This is a genomic window from Nicoliella spurrieriana (genome assembly GCF_023380205.1).
Lineage (GTDB): Bacteria > Bacillota > Bacilli > Lactobacillales > Lactobacillaceae > Nicoliella > Nicoliella spurrieriana.
This window is the reverse complement of the sequence record NZ_CP093361.1, coordinates 146,167-164,434: the sequence shown is the minus strand read 5'-3', so window position 1 is coordinate 164,434 and position 18,268 is coordinate 146,167. Positions and strand designations below refer to the sequence as shown.

At 42.0% G+C, this 18,268-nt stretch carries 12 protein-coding genes, 5 tRNA genes and 3 rRNA genes; 18 read left to right on the top strand and 2 right to left on the bottom strand.

Translation table 11 applies throughout. The features are described from left to right. The 10 genes from dusB (at position 1) to MOO44_RS02365 (ending at position 9,180) form a co-directional block, all read left to right on the top strand. Entirely contained in the window at positions 1-1,005 is a 1,005-nt protein-coding gene (gene dusB, locus MOO44_RS02410) for a tRNA dihydrouridine synthase DusB (protein ID WP_260116841.1), read from the top strand. A 119-nt stretch (positions 1,006-1,124) separates the two neighbouring features. After that, positions 1,125-2,624: a lysine--tRNA ligase gene (lysS, locus tag MOO44_RS02405; protein WP_260117282.1), complete on the top strand. Its 1,500-nt coding sequence runs from the start codon at positions 1,125-1,127 to the stop codon at positions 2,622-2,624. Positions 2,625-2,983: 359 nt separating this feature from the next. Further along, positions 2,984-4,559, top strand: a 16S ribosomal RNA gene (locus MOO44_RS02400). A 219-nt stretch (positions 4,560-4,778) separates the two neighbouring features. Then, positions 4,779-7,693 (top strand): 23S ribosomal RNA (locus tag MOO44_RS02395). Between the two features lie 73 nt (positions 7,694-7,766). After that, positions 7,767-7,883: ribosomal RNA gene (gene rrf / locus MOO44_RS02390) — 5S ribosomal RNA — on the top strand. The 16S, 23S and 5S rRNA genes sit together here with 4 tRNA genes alongside, the layout of an rRNA operon. A gap of 6 nt (positions 7,884-7,889) precedes the next feature. Continuing rightward, a tRNA-Asn gene (locus tag MOO44_RS02385) sits at positions 7,890-7,962 on the top strand. A 61-nt stretch (positions 7,963-8,023) separates the two neighbouring features. Continuing rightward, a tRNA-Thr gene (locus tag MOO44_RS02380) sits at positions 8,024-8,096 on the top strand. 112 nt (positions 8,097-8,208) lie between these two features. Then, positions 8,209-8,291: transfer RNA gene (locus MOO44_RS02375), tRNA-Tyr, on the top strand. A gap of 6 nt (positions 8,292-8,297) precedes the next feature. After that, a tRNA-Gln gene (locus tag MOO44_RS02370) sits at positions 8,298-8,369 on the top strand. Between the two features lie 109 nt (positions 8,370-8,478). After that, on the top strand, positions 8,479-9,180 hold the full coding sequence (locus MOO44_RS02365) for a GntR family transcriptional regulator (protein WP_260116840.1): 702 nt from the start codon (positions 8,479-8,481) through the stop codon (positions 9,178-9,180). A gap of 31 nt (positions 9,181-9,211) precedes the next feature. On the opposite strand, the gene MOO44_RS02360 is transcribed toward MOO44_RS02365, so the two are convergent. Further along, positions 9,212-9,934 carry a WecB/TagA/CpsF family glycosyltransferase gene (locus MOO44_RS02360; RefSeq protein ID WP_260116839.1) on the bottom strand — a complete coding sequence of 241 codons (723 nt, stop codon included), beginning with the start codon at positions 9,932-9,934 and terminating at the stop codon, positions 9,212-9,214. A gap of 82 nt (positions 9,935-10,016) precedes the next feature. Here MOO44_RS02360 and MOO44_RS02355 point away from each other — a divergent pair, with 82 nt between their 5' ends. From MOO44_RS02355 to MOO44_RS02325, 7 genes are all read left to right on the top strand, one after another. Then, complete coding sequence (locus tag MOO44_RS02355) at positions 10,017-11,480, top strand: nicotinate phosphoribosyltransferase (protein ID WP_260116838.1); 1,464 nt, start codon at positions 10,017-10,019, stop codon at positions 11,478-11,480. A 26-nt stretch (positions 11,481-11,506) separates the two neighbouring features. Next, on the top strand, positions 11,507-12,334 hold the full coding sequence (nadE, locus tag MOO44_RS02350; RefSeq protein WP_279306813.1) for an ammonia-dependent NAD(+) synthetase: 828 nt from the start codon (positions 11,507-11,509) through the stop codon (positions 12,332-12,334). Positions 12,335-12,362: 28 nt separating this feature from the next. Then, positions 12,363-12,767 carry a hypothetical protein gene (locus MOO44_RS02345; protein WP_260116836.1) on the top strand — a complete coding sequence of 135 codons (405 nt, stop codon included), beginning with the start codon at positions 12,363-12,365 and terminating at the stop codon, positions 12,765-12,767. 90 nt (positions 12,768-12,857) lie between these two features. Next, positions 12,858-13,316, top strand: coding sequence for a SprT family protein (locus MOO44_RS02340; RefSeq protein ID WP_260116835.1), 459 nt, complete (start codon positions 12,858-12,860; stop codon positions 13,314-13,316). Beyond that, positions 13,316-14,188: a homoserine kinase gene (locus MOO44_RS02335; RefSeq protein ID WP_260116834.1), complete on the top strand. Its 873-nt coding sequence runs from the start codon at positions 13,316-13,318 to the stop codon at positions 14,186-14,188. The genes MOO44_RS02340 and MOO44_RS02335 overlap by 1 nt, the downstream gene beginning before the upstream one ends. Positions 14,189-14,248: 60 nt before the next feature. Then, positions 14,249-14,334, top strand: a tRNA-Leu gene (locus MOO44_RS02330). A gap of 136 nt (positions 14,335-14,470) precedes the next feature. After that, on the top strand, positions 14,471-15,922 hold the full coding sequence (locus tag MOO44_RS02325) for a catalase (protein WP_260116833.1): 1,452 nt from the start codon (positions 14,471-14,473) through the stop codon (positions 15,920-15,922). Positions 15,923-15,975: 53 nt separating this feature from the next. Here MOO44_RS02325 and MOO44_RS02320 read toward each other — a convergent pair whose 3' ends face one another. Further along, entirely contained in the window at positions 15,976-17,067 is a 1,092-nt protein-coding gene (locus MOO44_RS02320) for an LCP family glycopolymer transferase (protein WP_260116832.1), read from the bottom strand. A 220-nt stretch (positions 17,068-17,287) separates the two neighbouring features. Between MOO44_RS02320 and MOO44_RS02315 the strand changes: the two genes are divergently transcribed. Continuing rightward, positions 17,288-18,253: an AEC family transporter gene (locus MOO44_RS02315; protein ID WP_260116831.1), complete on the top strand. Its 966-nt coding sequence runs from the start codon at positions 17,288-17,290 to the stop codon at positions 18,251-18,253. The last annotated feature ends 15 nt before the right edge of the window (positions 18,254-18,268 follow it).

Below are 18,268 nucleotides of genomic sequence, written 5' to 3'. Positions count from 1 at the left end.
ATGAAAAATGATAGTTGGAAAATTGGTAACATTGAGATTCCTAACCGGGTCGTAGTCGCTCCAATGGCAGGAGTTACTAATTCGGCATTCAGAATTATTTGTAAAAAATTCGGGGCTGGATTAGTAGTTTGTGAAATGATTTCTGATCGTGGATTAATGTATCGGAACAAAAAGACGATGACCATGATTGGTGTCGACCCAATGGAACACCCAATGAGTATTCAAATTTTTGGTGGTAGTAAGGAAACGTTAGTTCAAGCTGCTGAATTTATCGATCAACAAACTGACGCTGATATTATCGATATTAATATGGGTTGTCCCGTCAATAAGGTGGTTAGAACCGATGCTGGTTCTAAGTGGCTCTTGGATCCAGATAAAATTTATGAAATGGCGAAAGCAGTTACTAGTGCGGTCGATAAGCCAGTTACCCTTAAGATGCGGACTGGTTGGGATCGTGATCACATCTATGCGGTTGAAAATGCACTTGCTGCTCAAGAAGCTGGGATCTCTGCACTTGCTATGCACGGTCGGACCCGTGCGCAAATGTATCAAGGGCATTCTGATTGGGATGTGTTACACGAAGTAGCAAACCACATCTCGATTCCATTTATGGGCAATGGTGATGTTAGAACTCCGCAAGAAGCTAAGCAAATGCTTGAAGAAGTGGGTGCAGATGCTGTAATGATGGGGAGAGCAGTTGAAGGGAATCCATGGATCTTAAAACAAACGACCCACTATTTGGATACTGGTGAATTATTACCTGAACCGACCGTTGAAGAAAAAATCCAAACTGCAAAGGAACACTTACACCGGTTAGTTGAGCTAAAGGGTGATAATGTGGCACCACGTGAATTCCGTGGGCAAGCTGCATATTACCTAAAGGGAATTTCACACTCAGCCCGTGCCCGCGCTGCCTTGAACAATGCTAATACCGAAGCTGAAATGAATGCTATTTTTGATCGATTTGTTGAAAAACAAGCACGGCGGGTAACTAGAATGGCTTAATTTGGTTTACAATCGCAAGCAATTTTAAAAAATGATATAATACTATTGATTAGATAGGTTATGAGTGGGAAATTTACCCGTTCTAACAAATAAACGGAGGTTTTATTGTGGCAAAAGAAATGAATGATCAAATGCGCGTTCGTTTTGATAAGATGAACGAGCTTCGCCAAGAGGGTATTGATCCCTTTGGTCATGCGTTCAAAAGAACTTACTTAGCAAAGCAACTTCATGATGAATTTAATGATTTAAGCAAAGAGGCCATTGAAGAATTAGGTAAAACAGCAGTAATTGCTGGTCGAATGGTTGCTAAGCGTGGTAAGGGGAAGGTTGGGTTCGCAGATATTAAGGACCGGACCGGCCGGATTCAAATTTACGTACGGAAGGACGTTGTTGGTGAGGAAAACTACCACATTTTTAAACGTTCTGATATTGGTGACCACCTTGGAGTGGAGGGTGACATCATTAAGACCGACATGGGTGAATTGACCATTCGAGCTACTCACATTACGTTCTTATCGAAGGCATTACGGCCATTACCAGATAAGTTCCATGGATTACAAAATAAGGAACAAAAGTATCGTCAACGGTACCTGGATTTAATCTCTAACCAGGAAAGTTTTGACCGCTTCCAAAAGCGGACTAAGATTATTTCTGCAGTTAGAAGTTATCTTGATAATGAAATGGACTGTACTGAAGTTGAAACGCCAGTTCTGCATGCCCAAGCTGGGGGTGCGAACGCACGTCCATTTATTACACACCACAATGCTTTGGATATTGATCTCTACCTTAGAATTGCCCTAGAATTACCATTAAAGCGTTTAATCGTTGGTGGAATGGAACGGGTTTATGAAATTGGTCGGGTCTTTAGAAATGAAGGGATGGATCCTAACCATAACCCTGAGTTTACTGAATTAGAATCATACATTGCATATTTTGATTTTAAGGATGTAATGGATGAAACCGAAGGAATCTTTAAAGCTGCTGCAAATGCAGTTACTGATGATGGAAAGGTTACTTACAAGGGCCAAGAACTTGACTTTAGTAAGCCCTTTGCACGTAAACACATGGTCGATGCAATTAAGGAAGTTACCGGTGTTGATTTCTGGAAGGAAATGAGCGTTGAAGATGCCCGCAAGATTGCTGATGAACATGATGTTAAATATGAAGATTACTGGAAGGTAGGACACATTATTAATGCGTTCTTCGAACAATTTGTTGAAGATACCATTAAACAACCAACTTTTATTTATGGACATCCAGTTGAAATCTCACCATTGGCGAAGAAAAATGCTGACGATCCTCGTTTTACTGACCGTTTCGAACTTTACATTGCCGGAACTGAATATGGAAATGCCTTTACTGAGTTGAACGATCCAATCGATCAAAGACAACGGTTTGAGGCTCAAGCTGCTGAAAAGGCTGCCGGAAATGATGAAGCCCAGGGAATTGATGAAGATTTTGTTGAAGCATTATCATACGGGATGCCACCAACTGGGGGGCTAGGAATTGGAATTGATCGGTTAGTAATGTTATTGACCGATGCTGAATCGATTCGGGATGTGATTTTATTCCCAACGATGCGTCCAGAGGACAATTCACAACCAGAAAATAATAATTAGTTCTTTAAAAAAGATGAGATTGAAAAAATCTCATCTTTTTTTGTTTTATGTGTTGACTTTTATAGTTAAGACTTGTATAGTAGTTAATGCTAACAAATTGATAGCAACCAATTGGCTGCTGGATTTAAGTTAGTTAACAATTAATTTTAAAAAGTTGTTGACATTCAGTTGGCAATTTGATATTATTAAATAGTTGTCGTTAAGAGCGACACGTTAAAGTAGATCTTTGAAAACTGAACAAAATTATGACAAAAATGTGTAAGGAACTTCATATTTAATATGAGGTACAAAAACTTATGCGAAGTCAATTCGCTTTAAAGTAACAAAACTAAGAAGAGCTAACGTTAAGCTTTTCATCATAAGATGAGAGTTTGATCCTGGCTCAGGACGAACGTTGGCGGCGTGCCTAATACATGCAAGTCGAACGAACTTCCGTTAATTATAGTTGATGCTTGCATTGACTTGACTTAACATCGAAGTGAGTGGCGAACTGGTGAGTAACACGTAGGTAACTTGCCCTAAAGTGGGGGATAACATTTGGAAACAAGTGCTAATACCGCATAACAACAAAAGCCGCATGGCTTTTGTTTAAAAGATGCGTTTGCATCACTTTAGGATGGACCTGCGGCGTATTAGCTTGTTGGTGGGGTAATGGCCTACCAAGGCAATGATACGTAGCCGACCTGAGAGGGTAATCGGCCACAATGGGACTGAGACACGGCCCATACTCCTACGGGAGGCAGCAGTAGGGAATCTTCCACAATGGACGCAAGTCTGATGGAGCAACGCCGCGTGAGTGAAGAAGGGTTTCGGCTCGTAAAACTCTGTTGTTAAAGAAGAACGGGTGTGATAGGAAATGATCACATCGTGACGGTATTTAACCAGAAAGTCACGGCTAACTACGTGCCAGCAGCCGCGGTAATACGTAGGTGGCAAACGTTGTCCGGATTTATTGGGCGTAAAGCGAGCGCAGGCGGTTTCTTAAGTCTGATGTGAAAGCCTTCGGCTTAACCGAAGAAGTGCATCGGAAACTGGGAAACTTGAGTGCAGAAGAGGACAGTGGAACTCCATGTGTAGCGGTGAAATGCGTAGATATATGGAAGAACACCAGTGGCGAAGGCGGCTGTCTGGTCTGTAACTGACGCTGAGGCTCGAAAGCATGGGTAGCAAACAGGATTAGATACCCTGGTAGTCCATGCCGTAAACGATGAATGCTAGGTGTTAGAGGGTTTCCGCCCTTTAGTGCCGCAGCTAACGCATTAAGCATTCCGCCTGGGGAGTACGACCGCAAGGTTGAAACTCAAAGGAATTGACGGGGACCCGCACAAGTGGTGGAGCATGTGGTTTAATTCGATGCTACGCGAAGAACCTTACCAGGCCTTGACATCTCCTGCAAAGCTAAGAGATTAGCCGTTCCCTTCGGGGACAGGATGACAGGTGGTGCATGGTTGTCGTCAGCTCGTGTCGTGAGATGTTGGGTTAAGTCCCGCAACGAGCGCAACCCCTATTATTAGTTGCCAGCATTCAGTTGGGCACTCTAGTGAGACTGCCGGTGACAAACCGGAGGAAGGTGGGGACGACGTCAAATCATCATGCCCCTTATGGCCTGGGCTACACACGTGCTACAATGGACGGTACAACGAGTCGCGAAACCGCGAGGTCAAGCTAATCTCTTAAAGCCGTTCTCAGTTCGGATTGCAGGCTGCAACTCGCCTGCATGAAGTTGGAATCACTAGTAATCGTGGATCAGCATGCCACGGTGAATACGTTCCCGGGTCTTGTACACACCGCCCGTCACACCATGAGAGTTAGTAATACCCAAAGTCGGTGCAGTAACCTCTTTTGAGGAGCAAGCCGCCTAAGGTAGGACTGATGATTAGGGTGAAGTCGTAACAAGGTAGCCGTAGGAGAACCTGCGGCTGGATCACCTCCTTTCTAAGGAATAATTCGGAACCTTGCACAGTCATAGTTTTGTTTAGTTTTGAGAGGTCTACTCTCAAACTTGGTTCTTTGAAAACTAGATAATATTTTAATTTTTCCAAATTATTGAATTGTATTAAATACAATTTCAACCGAGAACACCGCGTTATTTTGAGTTTTTTAAATAGTTTATTCGTATTTACTCAATTAACCAAATACCACTTCGTGGTAATAGGTTAAGTTATTAAGGGCGCATGGTGGATGCCTTGGTACTAGGAGCCGATGAAGGACGGGACTAACGCCGATATGCTTCGGGGAGCTGTACGTAAGCTTTGATCCGGAGATTTCCGAATGGGGAAACCCAATAATCTTGATCGATTATTATTTGATGACGAATTCATACTCATCAAAAGGCAGACGTGGGGAACTGAAACATCTAAGTACCCACAGGAAGAGAAAGAAAATTCGATTCCCTCAGTAGCGGCGAGCGAACGGGGAACAGCCCAAACCATCGAGTTTACTCGGTGGGGTTGTAGGACTGAACATTTGAGTTACCAAAGAATTAGATAGTCGAAAGATCTGGGAAGTTCTGCGACACAAGGTGATAGCCCTGTAGACGAAATCTAATTCCCTCAGTTCAGGATCCTGAGTACGGCAATACACGTGAAACATTGCCGGAATCCGGGAGGACCATCTCCCAAGGCTAAATACTCCCTAGTGACCGATAGTGAACCAGTACCGTGAGGGAAAGGTGAAAAGCACCCCGGAAGGGGAGTGAAATAGTTCCTGAAACCATGTGCCTACAAGCAGTTAGAGCCCGTTAATGGGTGATAGCGTGCCTCTTGCAGAATGAACCGGCGAGTTATGATAACATGCAAGGTTAAGATGAAAAATCGGAGCCGTAGCGAAAGCGAGTCTGAATAGGGCGTTCGAGTATGTTGTGATAGACCCGAAACCAGGTGATCTACCCATGTCCAGGCTGAAAGTGTGGTAAAACACACCGGAGGGCCGAACCCGTGTACGTTGAAAAGTGCTGGGATGAGGTGTGGGTAGCGGTGAAATTCCAAACGAACTTGGAGATAGCTGGTTCTCTCCGAAATAGCTTTAGGGTTAGCCTTGGAGTTTAGAATCATGGAGGTAGAGCACTGTTTGGATGAGGGGCCCGTCTTGGGTTACTGAATTCAGATAAACTCCGAATGCCATTGATTTATATCCAGGAGTCAGACGATGAGTGATAAGATCCACCGTCGAAAGGGGAACAGCCCAGACCACCAATTAAGGTCCCTAAATATATGCTGAGTGGAAAAGGATGTGGAGTTGCATAGACAACTAGGATGTTGGCTCAGAAGCAGCCACCATTTAAAGAGTGCGTAATAGCTCACTAGTCGAGTGATCCTGCGCCGAAAATTTACCGGGGCTAAGCATATTACCGAGATTGTGGACGTAACTTTGTTACGTGATAGGAGAGCGTTCTAAGGGCAATGAAGTCAGACCGTAAGGACTGGTGGAGCGCTTAGAAGTGAGAATGCCGGTATGAGTAGCGAAAGATCAGTGAGAATCTGATCCACCATATGACTAAGGTTTCCTGGGGAAGGCTCGTCCTCCCAGGGTTAGTCGGGACCTAAGCCGAGGCCGAGAGGCGTAGGCGATGGATAACAGGTTGAGATTCCTGTACTAGTTAACTATGTTTGACCGATGGAAGGACGTAGGAGGCTAAACGAAGCATTCTGTTGGATATGAATGTTCAAGCACTAAGTCAGGGATTGAGTCAAATGCTTAATTCCGGGTTGACAAGGTGTGATGAGGACCGAAATTTAGTAGGGAAGTCGTTGACGTCACACTACCGAGAAAAGTTTCTAGTTAGTAGTTAACTACCCGTACCGCAAACCGACACAGGTAGTCGAGGAGAGTATCCTAAGGTGAGCGAGTGAACTCTCGTTAAGGAACTCGGCAAAATGACCCCGTAACTTCGGGAGAAGGGGTGCTGCACTATGTGCAGCCGCAGTGAAAAAGCTCAGGCGACTGTTTATCAAAAACACAGGTTTCTGCAAAATCGTAAGATGAAGTATAGGGGCTGACGCCTGCCCGGTGCTGGAAGGTTAAGTGGATGAGTTAGCTTCGGCGAAGCCCAGAAACGAAGCCCCAGTAAACGGCGGCCGTAACTATAACGGTCCTAAGGTAGCGAAATTCCTTGTCGGGTAAGTTCCGACCCGCACGAAAGGCGTAACGATCTGAGCACTGTCTCAACGAGAGACTCGGTGAAATTGAGATACCTGTGAAGAAGCAGGTTACCCGCGACAGGACGGAAAGACCCCATGGAGCTTTACTGTAACTTGATATTGGGTGTTTGTATAGCTTGTACAGGATAGGTAGGAGCCATAGAAGTCGGGACGCTAGTCTCGATGGAGGCATTGGTGGGATACTACCCTCGCTGTATGAACACTCTAACCCGCACCACTGATCGTGGTGGGAGACAGTGTCTGGTTGGCAGTTTGACTGGGGCGGTCGCCTCCCAAACAGTAACGGAGGCGCCCAAAGGTTCCCTCAGAATGGTTGGAAATCATTCGACGAGTGTAAAGGCAGAAGGGAGCTTGACTGCGAGACCTACAGGTCGAGCAGGGACGAAAGTCGGGCTTAGTGATCCGGTGGTACCGTATGGAAGGGCCATCGCTCAACGGATAAAAGCTACCCTGGGGATAACAGGCTTATCTCCCCCAAGAGTTCACATCGACGGGGAGGTTTGGCACCTCGATGTCGGCTCATCGCATCCTGGGGCTGTAGTTGGTCCCAAGGGTTGGGCTGTTCGCCCATTAAAGCGGTACGCGAGCTGGGTTCAGAACGTCGTGAGACAGTTCGGTCCCTATCCGTCGCGGGCGTAGGAAATTTGAGAGGAGCTGCTCTTAGTACGAGAGGACCGGAGTGGACATACCGCTGGTGTACCAGTTGTGCCGCCAGGCGCATCGCTGGGTAGCTATGTATGGATGAGATAAACGCTGAAAGCATCTAAGTGTGAAACCCACCTCGAGATGAGATTTCCCATTCCTTTATGGAAGTAAGACCCCTGAAAGATGATCAGGTAGATAGGCTAGAAGTGGAAGTGCAGTGATGCATGGAGCGGACTAGTACTAATTGGTCGAGGACTTAACCAAGTAAGGTTGTTCTCACGGAAGAATAAAATATTATCTAGTTTTGAGAGAACGAAGTTCTTCACAATTAAACTTGTGTGGTGATGATGGCCGAAAGGATACACCTGTTCCCATGCCGAACACAGTAGTTAAGCTTTCGCACGCCAAAAGTAGTTGGGGGATCGCCCCCTGCGAGGATAGGACGTTGCCACGCAATTATTCCGGCATAGCTCAGTTGGTAGAGCACCTGACTGTTAATCAGGTTGTCGACGGTTCGAGCCCGCCTGCCGGAGTTATGCCACAGTTTGATAGAGTGCTAACGATTTTGTTAGCACTTTTCTGTTATTATCACATGCCGGCTTAGCTCAGTTGGTAGAGCATCGGTATCGTAAACCGAGGGTCACAGGTTCAAGTCCTGCAGCCGGCATAATACAGTTGATTAATCAACAATAATTCAAAAAATTGAATTTTACTATTGACTATTGAGCTGTATTTAGGTATTATATTAATTGTCGTTTAAGACGATACTTCTACATTACGGAGGGGTAGCGAAGTCTGGCTAAACGCGGCGGACTGTAAATCCGCTCCTTCGGGTTCGGTGGTTCGAATCCACTCCCCTCCATATTATTGGGCTATAGCCAAGTGGTAAGGCAACGGGTTTTGATCCCGTGATGCGCTGGTTCGAACCCAGCTAGCCCAATCCCAAGCTGATTAACTAATATGTTAATCAGCTTTTTTAATTTCAATGGATACTTTATGATTTAATTGTTCTATAATTAAGGTATTAATACGCGGAGGGGATCAATAAGTTGAGTTCACCAATTTATATTCAAATTCATAATGTCATTAAACGTAAAATTGAAGATAAAGAATGGTTAATTGGTGATCGGATTCCTTCCGAGCGTGAATTAGCTGGTTTTTTTAACGTTAGTCGGATGACACTTCGCCAAGCGGTCCAAACTTTGGTAGATGAAGGGATCTTAGAGCAACGGGTTGGCTCCGGCACCTTCGTGGCTAATTCCAAGGTGCAAGAAAAAATGTCTGGGGTTACTAGTTTTACTGATATTATGGAATCACAGGGGAAAAGGCCATCCAGTAAAACGATTTCATACCATGTAATGGCACCATCGTTAAGTGAAATGGAACGCTTAAAAATTGGTCAAAATGAGCGTGTCCTTAGAATGGAACGCATTCGATACGGCGATGGCATTCCAATTTGCTTTGAGGTCGCTACCGTTCCAGAAGCCGTGGTTGATGGATTAAGTAAGTCGGACGTTACTAGCTCGCTTTATCGTGCCTTAGAAGAAAAGAAGGAACTCTTTCCTAGAAAGGCTCACCAAACGGTCTCCGCAATGCTAGCATCTGAACGGATTGCGAATTATTTAGATATAAAAAAAGGTGACTCCATTTTAAGATTGCGGCAATTAACCTACTTACAAAACGGGCAGCCGTTCGAATATGTTCGGACCCAATACGTTGGTAGTCGCTTTGAATTTTATCTCGAAAAATAAAGTCGTTGTTGATTTCAATTCAACAACGACTTTATTTTGATTTTCGCACTAATTTTAAATACTTAGGAATTACCATGATTCGGGGAAGGCGACTGGGCTCCTTTAATAATCGGTATAACCATTCTAAGTGGTGATTAATCCAAAACTGCGGAGCACGTTGGGTATTTCCTGAAAGGACGTCAAAGCTGCCCCCTAATCCAATCCATAGCCCGTTATTAATATGACGGTATTGATGAATGAACTCCTCTTGTTTAGGTGAACCAAGGGCTAAAAAGACCATGTCAGGATGAGTGGCGTTAATCTCATCGGCAACCACTTGATTATCCTGAAAATAACCGTCACGAATGCCACTGATTTTGATACCAGGATACTCATCCTTTAGCACTGCTTTTAAATCAGCAATTACGTTGGGTTTAGCACCCGCAAAGTATGCTGATTTATGATTTTGACTTCCCCATGCTAAGATGGCCTTAAAAACGTCAAATCCCGTAATTCTTGATTGAATGGGTTGATGAATGATTTGGGCCGCTTTAATGATCCCGATGCCATCTGGCGTTACAAAATCAGCATCGTTGATGATCGATTGATATTTTGGATTTTGGTGCGCATAATAAGCAATCTCGGGATTAACGGTTGCGATAAACGTATTTTCCCGATTGTTAATTCTAGCTTGAATAATCTTTAGAAAATGGGTAAAGTTAGTATTAATATATGAAATATTTAAAATTGTGGTTCTTTTTAACTTATCGTTCAAGAAAACCATCCTTTCAATGTATAATGTTAATTATAATTGATGAATCAACTTTATCAAAGATTATTTTGAGGTGTAGATAGAAATGTCACTTAAGGACTATACGAATTTAACACTCCATACTGATGACTATGAAATCAATATGATGCAGACCTACTTTTCCAAAAAAATGGAGAACCGCCGGGCTGTCTTTGAAGTATTTTTTAGAACAATGCCGTTTGAAAATGGTTACGCTGTTTTCGCTGGCTTAGAGCATGTAATTGACTATATTAATAATCTTCATTTCACAGATGATGATATTAAGTACCTAGCTGAGCATGGTGAATATACCCCCGAGTTTTTAGATTTTTTAAGCCATTTTAAATTCAAGGGAACGATTAGATCCGCTCAGGAGGGGGACTTAGTTTTTAATAACGAGCCAATTATGCAGGTTGAGGGTAGTTTAGCAGAATGTCAGTTAGTGGAAACTGCAATTTTAAACATTGTTAACTATCAAACCTTAATTGCTACTAAGGCCTCTCGGATTAGACAGGCTGCTGGTGATGATCAACTAATGGAATTCGGAACTAGGCGAGCCCAAGAAACTGCTGCGGCACTTTGGGGGACGCGAGCTGCATTTATTGGTGGTTTTAATTCGACGTCCAATGTGTTGGCTGGTAAATCATTTGGGATTCCGGTTAGTGGAACGCATGCCCATTCGCTAGTTGAAACATTCGGTCATGATTACGATGCATTTATGGCATATGCGCAGACCCACCATGATTGTGTCTTTTTGGTTGATACCTACGATACGATCAAGAGTGGGGTTCCCAATGCGATTAAGGTCGCTAAACAAATGGGCGATCAAATTCATTTTGCGGGGGTTAGAATTGACTCCGGTGATATGGCATATCTTTCAAAACGGATTCGTGAAATGTTGGATGATGCAGGCTTCACGGATACTAAAATTATTGCCTCTAACGATTTAGATGAAAACACAATTACTAGTTTAAAGATGCAGGATGCTAAGATTGATGTTTGGGGAGTTGGTACGAAGTTAATTACTGCATTTGATCAACCAGCATTAGGAGCCGTTTATAAAATGGTTTCCGTTGAACAATCCGATGGTCAAATGCGTGATACGATTAAAATTTCTAACAATGCGGCTAAGGTTTCGACTCCTGGTAAGAAACAGGTATGGCGAATTAATAAGCAATCAGATGGTAAATCTGAGGGTGATTACATTGCACTGAGTGATGAAGATCCACGGCACCAAGATAGTTTATATATGTTCCATCCTCAATTTACCTATATTAACAAGACCTTAACTGATTTCGAAGCTACCCCACTACTAAGAACCATTATTGAAAACGGAAAGCTAGTTTATAAAATGCCTAGCTTAGTTGAAATTCAAGCCCATGCCAATCAAGCTTTAGCATCACTATGGCCTGAGTATAAGCGTCAAATGAATCCACAGGATTATCCAGTCGACTTATCTAAGAAGTGTTGGGATAATAAAATGAACTTAATTGAATCGGTTCATAATTACGTTCAGCACCTAAATTATTAATCATTTAGACTTTGGAGGGCATGTCAATGAGACCATTACAAAGAAAAATTATTGATGCATTAAAGGTAAAACCAACGATTGATCCAGAACAGGAAATCAGGAACAGTGTTGAATTTTTAAAGGCCTACATGCAGAAAAATTCATTTTTAAAGACATTGGTTTTGGGAATTTCTGGCGGTCAGGACTCAACGCTAGCTGGTAAATTATCACAAATGGCGGTTAGTGAACTGCGTGCTGAGACCGGTAACAATGAATATCAATTCATTGCTGTTCGGTTGCCATACGGTAATCAAGCTGACGAGGCAGATGCGATGGAAGCAATTAAATACATGCAGGCTGACCGGACGATTCGAGTTAATATCAAGCCCATGGCTGATGCTGCAGTGACTGCAGTAGAGGAGGCTGGACCTAAAATTGATGATTTTAACAAGGGGAACATTAAGGCCCGTGAACGCATGATTGCTCAATATGCAATTGCCGGTGAAACTTCCGGTGCGGTTGTTGGAACCGATCATGCTGCGGAAGCCGTGACTGGTTTTTATACTAAGTTTGGTGATGGTGCTGCTGATATCACACCATTATGGCGGTTAGATAAACGGCAGGGCAAGATGTTGCTAGCGGCATTAGATGCTCCTAAGCACCTGTATGAAAAGGTGCCCACTGCTGATTTGGAAGATGATCGGCCTGCATTGCCTGATGAAGTCGCCCTTGGGGTTCGCTATTCTGATATTGACGCTTATCTTGAGGGGCAAGATATTGACCCCAAGGCTGCAGAAATCATCGAAAACTGGTATATTAAGACTGAACATAAACGGGAGTTGCCCGTAAATATCTATTCCACATTCTGGAAATAAAGGAGATCCTAATATGAAGGGTGCAAAAATGAGTAACTATGTCCCAACGGTTTCACAGCTAATTACCGAAACTGATAAAACAGGTGAAAAATTAGCTAAATATTACGAACCGTTGAAGAAGGCATTAGATAAGGATGACTTATCTAAAATTAACCTAGCTGAAACCAAGGATAAATTTCAAAACGGGACGACTTTTTATAAGGAAACGCTCCGTAAATTAAAGGTGTTAGGGGTGCCAGCAAGAGTTATTGGTAAGCATAAGTTATTAGTCGGTGCTTATTCAGACTATGCTGATGCTTGTCAAGAAATGGTCGATAGCATTAATGTTGATGAAAACACCGTTGATAAGGGTGCATTTAAGGATTCTGAGTCAGCACAAGGTGATAGTGTGGCACGGGTGATTAAATACACTCAAAAAATTTTAGTGGGTTAATATAAAAAACGGGGAAACCCGTTTTTTTGATAGTCGGATAATAAAATAACCGCGTATTTAATACTATCAATCAAAGAGGGGATTTTATTATTGTCCGATCAAGAATTACAACGACTCTGTGAACAAATTTCGCAAAGAAATTTTGCGCGGCCGTTTAAGCACCGGATTTATTTTAATCGTCGCCTAAGAACTACCGGGGGTCGCTACTATTTGCAAACTCACAACATTGAAATCAACCCCAAAATGCTAAGTGCATTTTCAAAAGAAACGTTAATTGGGGTAATTAAGCATGAATTATGTCACTACCATTTGCACATGGCTGGCTTTAGTGGTCAACACCAAACGAAGGAGTTTAAACAACTTCTTAAAGCCGTTGGGGGATTGCGCTATGCACCACGAATCGATCACCCTAGATACACCTACGAGTGTCAAAAATGCCATCAACAATACCAACGAAATCGATTCGTGGATACAAGTAAATTTGTTTGTGGTAAGTGTCGGGGTAAGTTAAGATTAATCACAAGGCATCATAAAGGAGCGAATTTATAATGGGTAAAATTATCATTCGAGTACCAGCAACCGTATCCAACTTAGGACCTGGAATTGATTCACTTGGGTTAGCCCTCCACCTTTACTATACTGTAATTGTTGAGGAAGAAACTGACCATTGGCGGGTTAACCATGCGTTGGGTGAAAATATTCCCCATGATGAGCATAACTTAATTGTCCAAACCATCCTTCGATTGGATCCTAAAATTCACCCCCATCAGCTAACAGTAATGTCCGATATTCCCGTAGAACACGGTTTAGGTTCTAGTACGACTGCTGTAATCGTTGGAATTAAGATTGCGAATGCTTTGGGTAATTTAGACCTTTCGATTGATGAACAAATGCAAATTGGAAATCAGATTGAAGCACATTCTGAAAACGTTGCAGCTGGCTTTTTGGGTGATTTAACGGTATCGAAGGTAATTGACGGTAAACTAATTGCAATTAAGTCACAGATGCCGGATGTTGCCGCAATGATGTTTGTGATGCCACGGGGTAAAGTGGGTAAAATCGAACTGCCTAAACAAATCGATGGTCAATCTGCATTGGATTCTAGTAATGATGCTAATTTATTAGTAGCAGCATTATTAAATGATAATTGGCCAGTTGCTGCGAAGTTAATTGATGGCACTTACTTTGGCGAACGAAACCTAAAGCGGGATCAGGATAATTTAAATTTAATTAAGACCGCTGCACATCAATTAGGGATTTATGGAACGTTTATTAGTGGTACCGGCCCAGTAATTGTATCGCTAGGGAAGCGGGAACTGCTGTTAAAATTACGTGATCAATTACGGACTGATGAACGATTAGATGGTCGGGTGCGAGTAATGGATTTAGACCGTGATGGGGCTACCGTTCGCGGTGAATAATAAAAAATAGTTGATTATTTCGTGAATATTTGATATATTAATATATGTTGATTTTCACATGCGGCCATGGCGGAATTGGCAGACGCGCAAGATTAAGGATCTTGTCGGGAGTTTTCCCGGTGGAGGTTCGAGTCCTCTTGGCCGCATCATAAAAAAAGCTAGAGTATTTTTATACTCTAGCTTTTTTTATGCTTTTTACTTGTGAATAAAGTGACACGGTGTTACCATTTACTTTGTAAATATAACTTGTAAGATATGTTTAATTCCAAAGGAGTGGTTTATTTGACTGATAAAATTAAAACTGCTGAAGGGCAACCTTGGGCTGACAATAATCATTCGCAAACAGCTGGTAACCGGGGTCCAGTTTTATTACAGGACTATCAATTACTTGAAAAATTAGCTCACTTTAATCGTGAAAGAATTCCAGAACGAGTCGTTCACGCTAAGGGTGCTGGTGCTAAGGGGTTCTTTAAACTAACTCACGATATGAGTAAGTATACTAAGGCGGACCTATTTACTGGGCAACCTGGGAAGGAAACTCCAATGATTATTCGGTTCTCACAGGTTGCTGGAGAATCTGGTTATCCAGATACTGAGCGTGATGTCCGTGGCTTTGCGTTGAAGTTTTACACTAATGACGGAAACTATGACATTGTAGGGAATAACACTCCGGTGTTCTTTGTTAATGATCCCCTAAAGTTTCCTGATTTTATCCATTCTCAAAAGCGGGAACCAGATACCCACTTAAGAAGTCAGGATATGCAATGGGATTTTTGGGCTCATTCACCAGAATCAGTCCACCAGGTTACCTACTTAATGGGTGATCGTGGAAATCCTGCTAGTTACCGTGAAATGAATGGTTATGGTAGTCATACCTATAAGTGGGTCAACGCTAAGGGGGAGGCTTACTGGGTTAAATACCACTTTATTAGCGAACAAGGGGTTAAAAATATGTCGAATGAAACCGCTGCTAAGACGGCTTCAAAGGATACTGACTTCTTATTGCATGATCTTTATGATGCCATCGCTAATAATGATTTTCCTAAGTGGCGAGTAATGGTTCAAATTATTCCTTATGAAGAAGGCTTGAACTACAAGAAGGACTTATTTGACGTTACCAAGGTGGTTAACCATTCTGACTATCCGCTTCAAGAAGTTGGGGAATTTACATTAAATGAAAATCCAACGAACTATTTTGATGACGTTGAAGAAGCTGCCTTTTCACCAGCAAACTTGGTTCCAGGTATTGAAGCTTCACCTGATAAATTACTTCAGGGCCGGTTATTTGCATATAAGGATGCTGAACGGTATCGGTTAGGTGCTAATTACGAACAACTACCAATAAACCGGCCTAAAAATGGGCGTCCTAAGAACTATGAACGGGATGGCTTTATGGCACAGGATCAAGATAATGCTGTAAACTATGAACCAAATGGCGAAAATGGGCCAGTTGAAGATCCCCATGCAAATATCAAACCATTTGCGGTTGAGGGGAATGCTGATACCTATAAAACCTACGATGTTGACTATTATTCTGATGCTGGTGCGTTATACCGGGTTATGACCCCTGAAGAGCGTGACCGTTTAATTGACACGATTAAGGGCACCTTAGGGAGTGTTAAGAGTCATGAAAATAAGGTTTTAGAAACTCGGCAGTTTTACAATGCGGACCATGAATATGGACAACGGGTTGCTGATGCGCTGGGCTTAGATATGGACGAAATTACTAAGTAATTAATATTAACTAAAAAATAGTGCTAATCATTTTTGATTAGCACTATTTTTAATTAATAAGCAGTTGATGAATTAGTTGAGGTACCGTCAGTGGTGGAACTATTAGTGTCGGTACCACTACCATCATCGTCAGTCTGACTTTGGGTTGCTGAAATACTGTTGATAGAGCTTAGGTTTAGATTCTTACGAATGTAATTTGAAACCCTTAATAATTCTGATTCTGGTGCGACCTGGTAATCAATGCCATCAATCATTGCATCCTCACCCTGAAGAGTATCGGATTTAATATGATGGGTTGCATCTCCATAACGAGCCCGCATTGATACCATATCATCAAATGTAATATCGGTTTTAAGATTCCCCTTTAATGAACTTAAAATGGTCTTATAACGTGGTAATGATGAAATTTGCATTGCTTTTAATACTAATTTTTGAAGAACCTCACGTTGCCGTTTTTGACGACCATAATCACCAGTGGGGTCTTCATGTCGCATTCTAGAATAATCAAGGGCTTGTTTACCGTTTAATGTAACCTTTTGGCCCTTGACTACGTTGGCGGCTCCATATTTAAACGTTAGTGGCGGATTGACTTCAACGCCACCAACCGCATTCACCATCTTTTCAAGGCCACCCATGTTGATGATGGCATAAAAATCAATGGGGACATTTAGTAGATTTTGGACGGTTTGCACTGCCGTTGATGGGCCACCAATCGTATAAGCAGCATTGATTTTTTCGTATGGTTGTGAATCACCAGGGACGGTGACTTTAGTATCACGTGGAATACTGGTCAATGAAATGTTTTCTTTTTTGGGATTAATCGTGGCAACGATCATCGTATCAGTTCGCCCGGTATCGTCACGACCTAATGCACCAGTATCGGTCCCTAATAATAGGACAGAAAATGGCTTATCCTGGCTAATGACTGATGATACATTTCTTAATTTATTGGTGTCACCAGCTTCAAAGGTTTGGTTAAATGTTTTTTGAGCGCTGTTATAAGCGTTGTAAAGATAAATTAGCCCAGCAGTCAAGATAATTAACACGATAATAACAAATGTCCATAATTTCTTGTGGGTCTTCTTCTTAAAGTGAGTCCGATTTTCACGTCGTTGAGAGTCACTATTTTGATTTGAGTTATTCATATTAATTGCTCCATTACTGATATTCTTTTAATTTTTACTTTAAATTTTAAACAATATGTATGCAATTATAAAAAAAATCAGGATAAATCACAACTTTAGTCGTTAATATTTAATATCAATTTAATATTTAACATTTGCTGACTACCGAAAATGGCTAGTTAATTTATGCTATAATTCAGTTTGTGATTAAAATTAATTATTGATTAGGAAGTGATGTGGATTGGCAGTTTTTATTGATAGTATTTCTGGAATTGTTGTAATTTTACTGATGATCTTACTTGGCTTTTTCCTGGCAAAACGGGGTTGGTTCGATGATAAGACCGCAAAATTAATTGCAAAACTGGTTACCCAGGTAGCACTACCAGCTTACATGATTAGTACCATTACTGGTAAATTTACAGCAAGTAAGCTTTTACATACTTTACCTGATTTGAGATTTCCGGTTGTTTCAATGCTAATTTTGTTTGGTGCTTCAGTAGCAGTTGCTCGTGCATTAGGGGTGGCTAAATTTCACCGTGGGTTGTTCGAATCCATGTTTTTTAATTCGAATACCGTTTTTGTTGGACTCCCCGTTAATTTGGCATTATTTGGAGCCCGCAGTTTGCCGTATGTATTAGTGTACTATATGGCAAATACGACCTTTTTTTGGACGCTTGGGGTCTATTTGATTCAACGCGATGGTGATGCCGACAGTAAGTTTAATCTAAAGCAAACCCTCCAAAAGGTATTTTCACCACCATTGTTAGGATTTATCGTTGCCGTTATTCTGGTCCTATTAAATATTCCAAATATTGAATGGTTAAAGCCGGTATTAAAACCGGTTTTTAAGAGTTGTGAATACGTGGGTGGTTTAACCACGCCACTATCAATGATTTTTATCGGGATTGCGGTTTCTAAAATCAACATTAAAAAGGTCAAGTTTAACCGACTTAACTGGGGAATCCTTTTGGGCCGTTTCATTATGGCGCCATTATTAATGACCCTATTAGTGGCCTTTACCGGAATGCCGGTATTAATGAAACAAGTTTTTATTTTACAATCAGCGATGCCAGTAATGACTAATGCACCGGTGGTTTCTAAACTATATGATGCTGATGATGAATATGCATCCTTAATGGTAACTGAGACTACCTTAATGAGTTTGCTCGTTATTCCAATCTTGATGACCCTGGTTCAAAAATTTTAGATAAGGAAGCGGATT

Bases quoted from the DNA above. Each gene is read 5' to 3' on its own strand.
- nadE (WP_279306813.1), top strand. From the start codon at position 11,507: ATGAGACCATTACAAAGAAAAATTATTGATGCATTAAAGGTAAAACCA.
- MOO44_RS02355 (WP_260116838.1), top strand. From the start codon at position 10,017: ATGTCACTTAAGGACTATACGAATTTAACACTCCATACTGATGACTAT.
- dusB (WP_260116841.1), top strand. From the start codon at position 1: ATGAAAAATGATAGTTGGAAAATTGGTAACATTGAGATTCCTAACCGG.
- MOO44_RS02320 (WP_260116832.1), bottom strand. From the start codon at position 17,067: ATGAATAACTCAAATCAAAATAGTGACTCTCAACGACGTGAAAATCGG.
- lysS (WP_260117282.1), top strand. From the start codon at position 1,125: ATGAATGATCAAATGCGCGTTCGTTTTGATAAGATGAACGAGCTTCGC.
- MOO44_RS02335 (WP_260116834.1), top strand. From the start codon at position 13,316: ATGGGTAAAATTATCATTCGAGTACCAGCAACCGTATCCAACTTAGGA.
- MOO44_RS02345 (WP_260116836.1), top strand. From the start codon at position 12,363: ATGAGTAACTATGTCCCAACGGTTTCACAGCTAATTACCGAAACTGAT.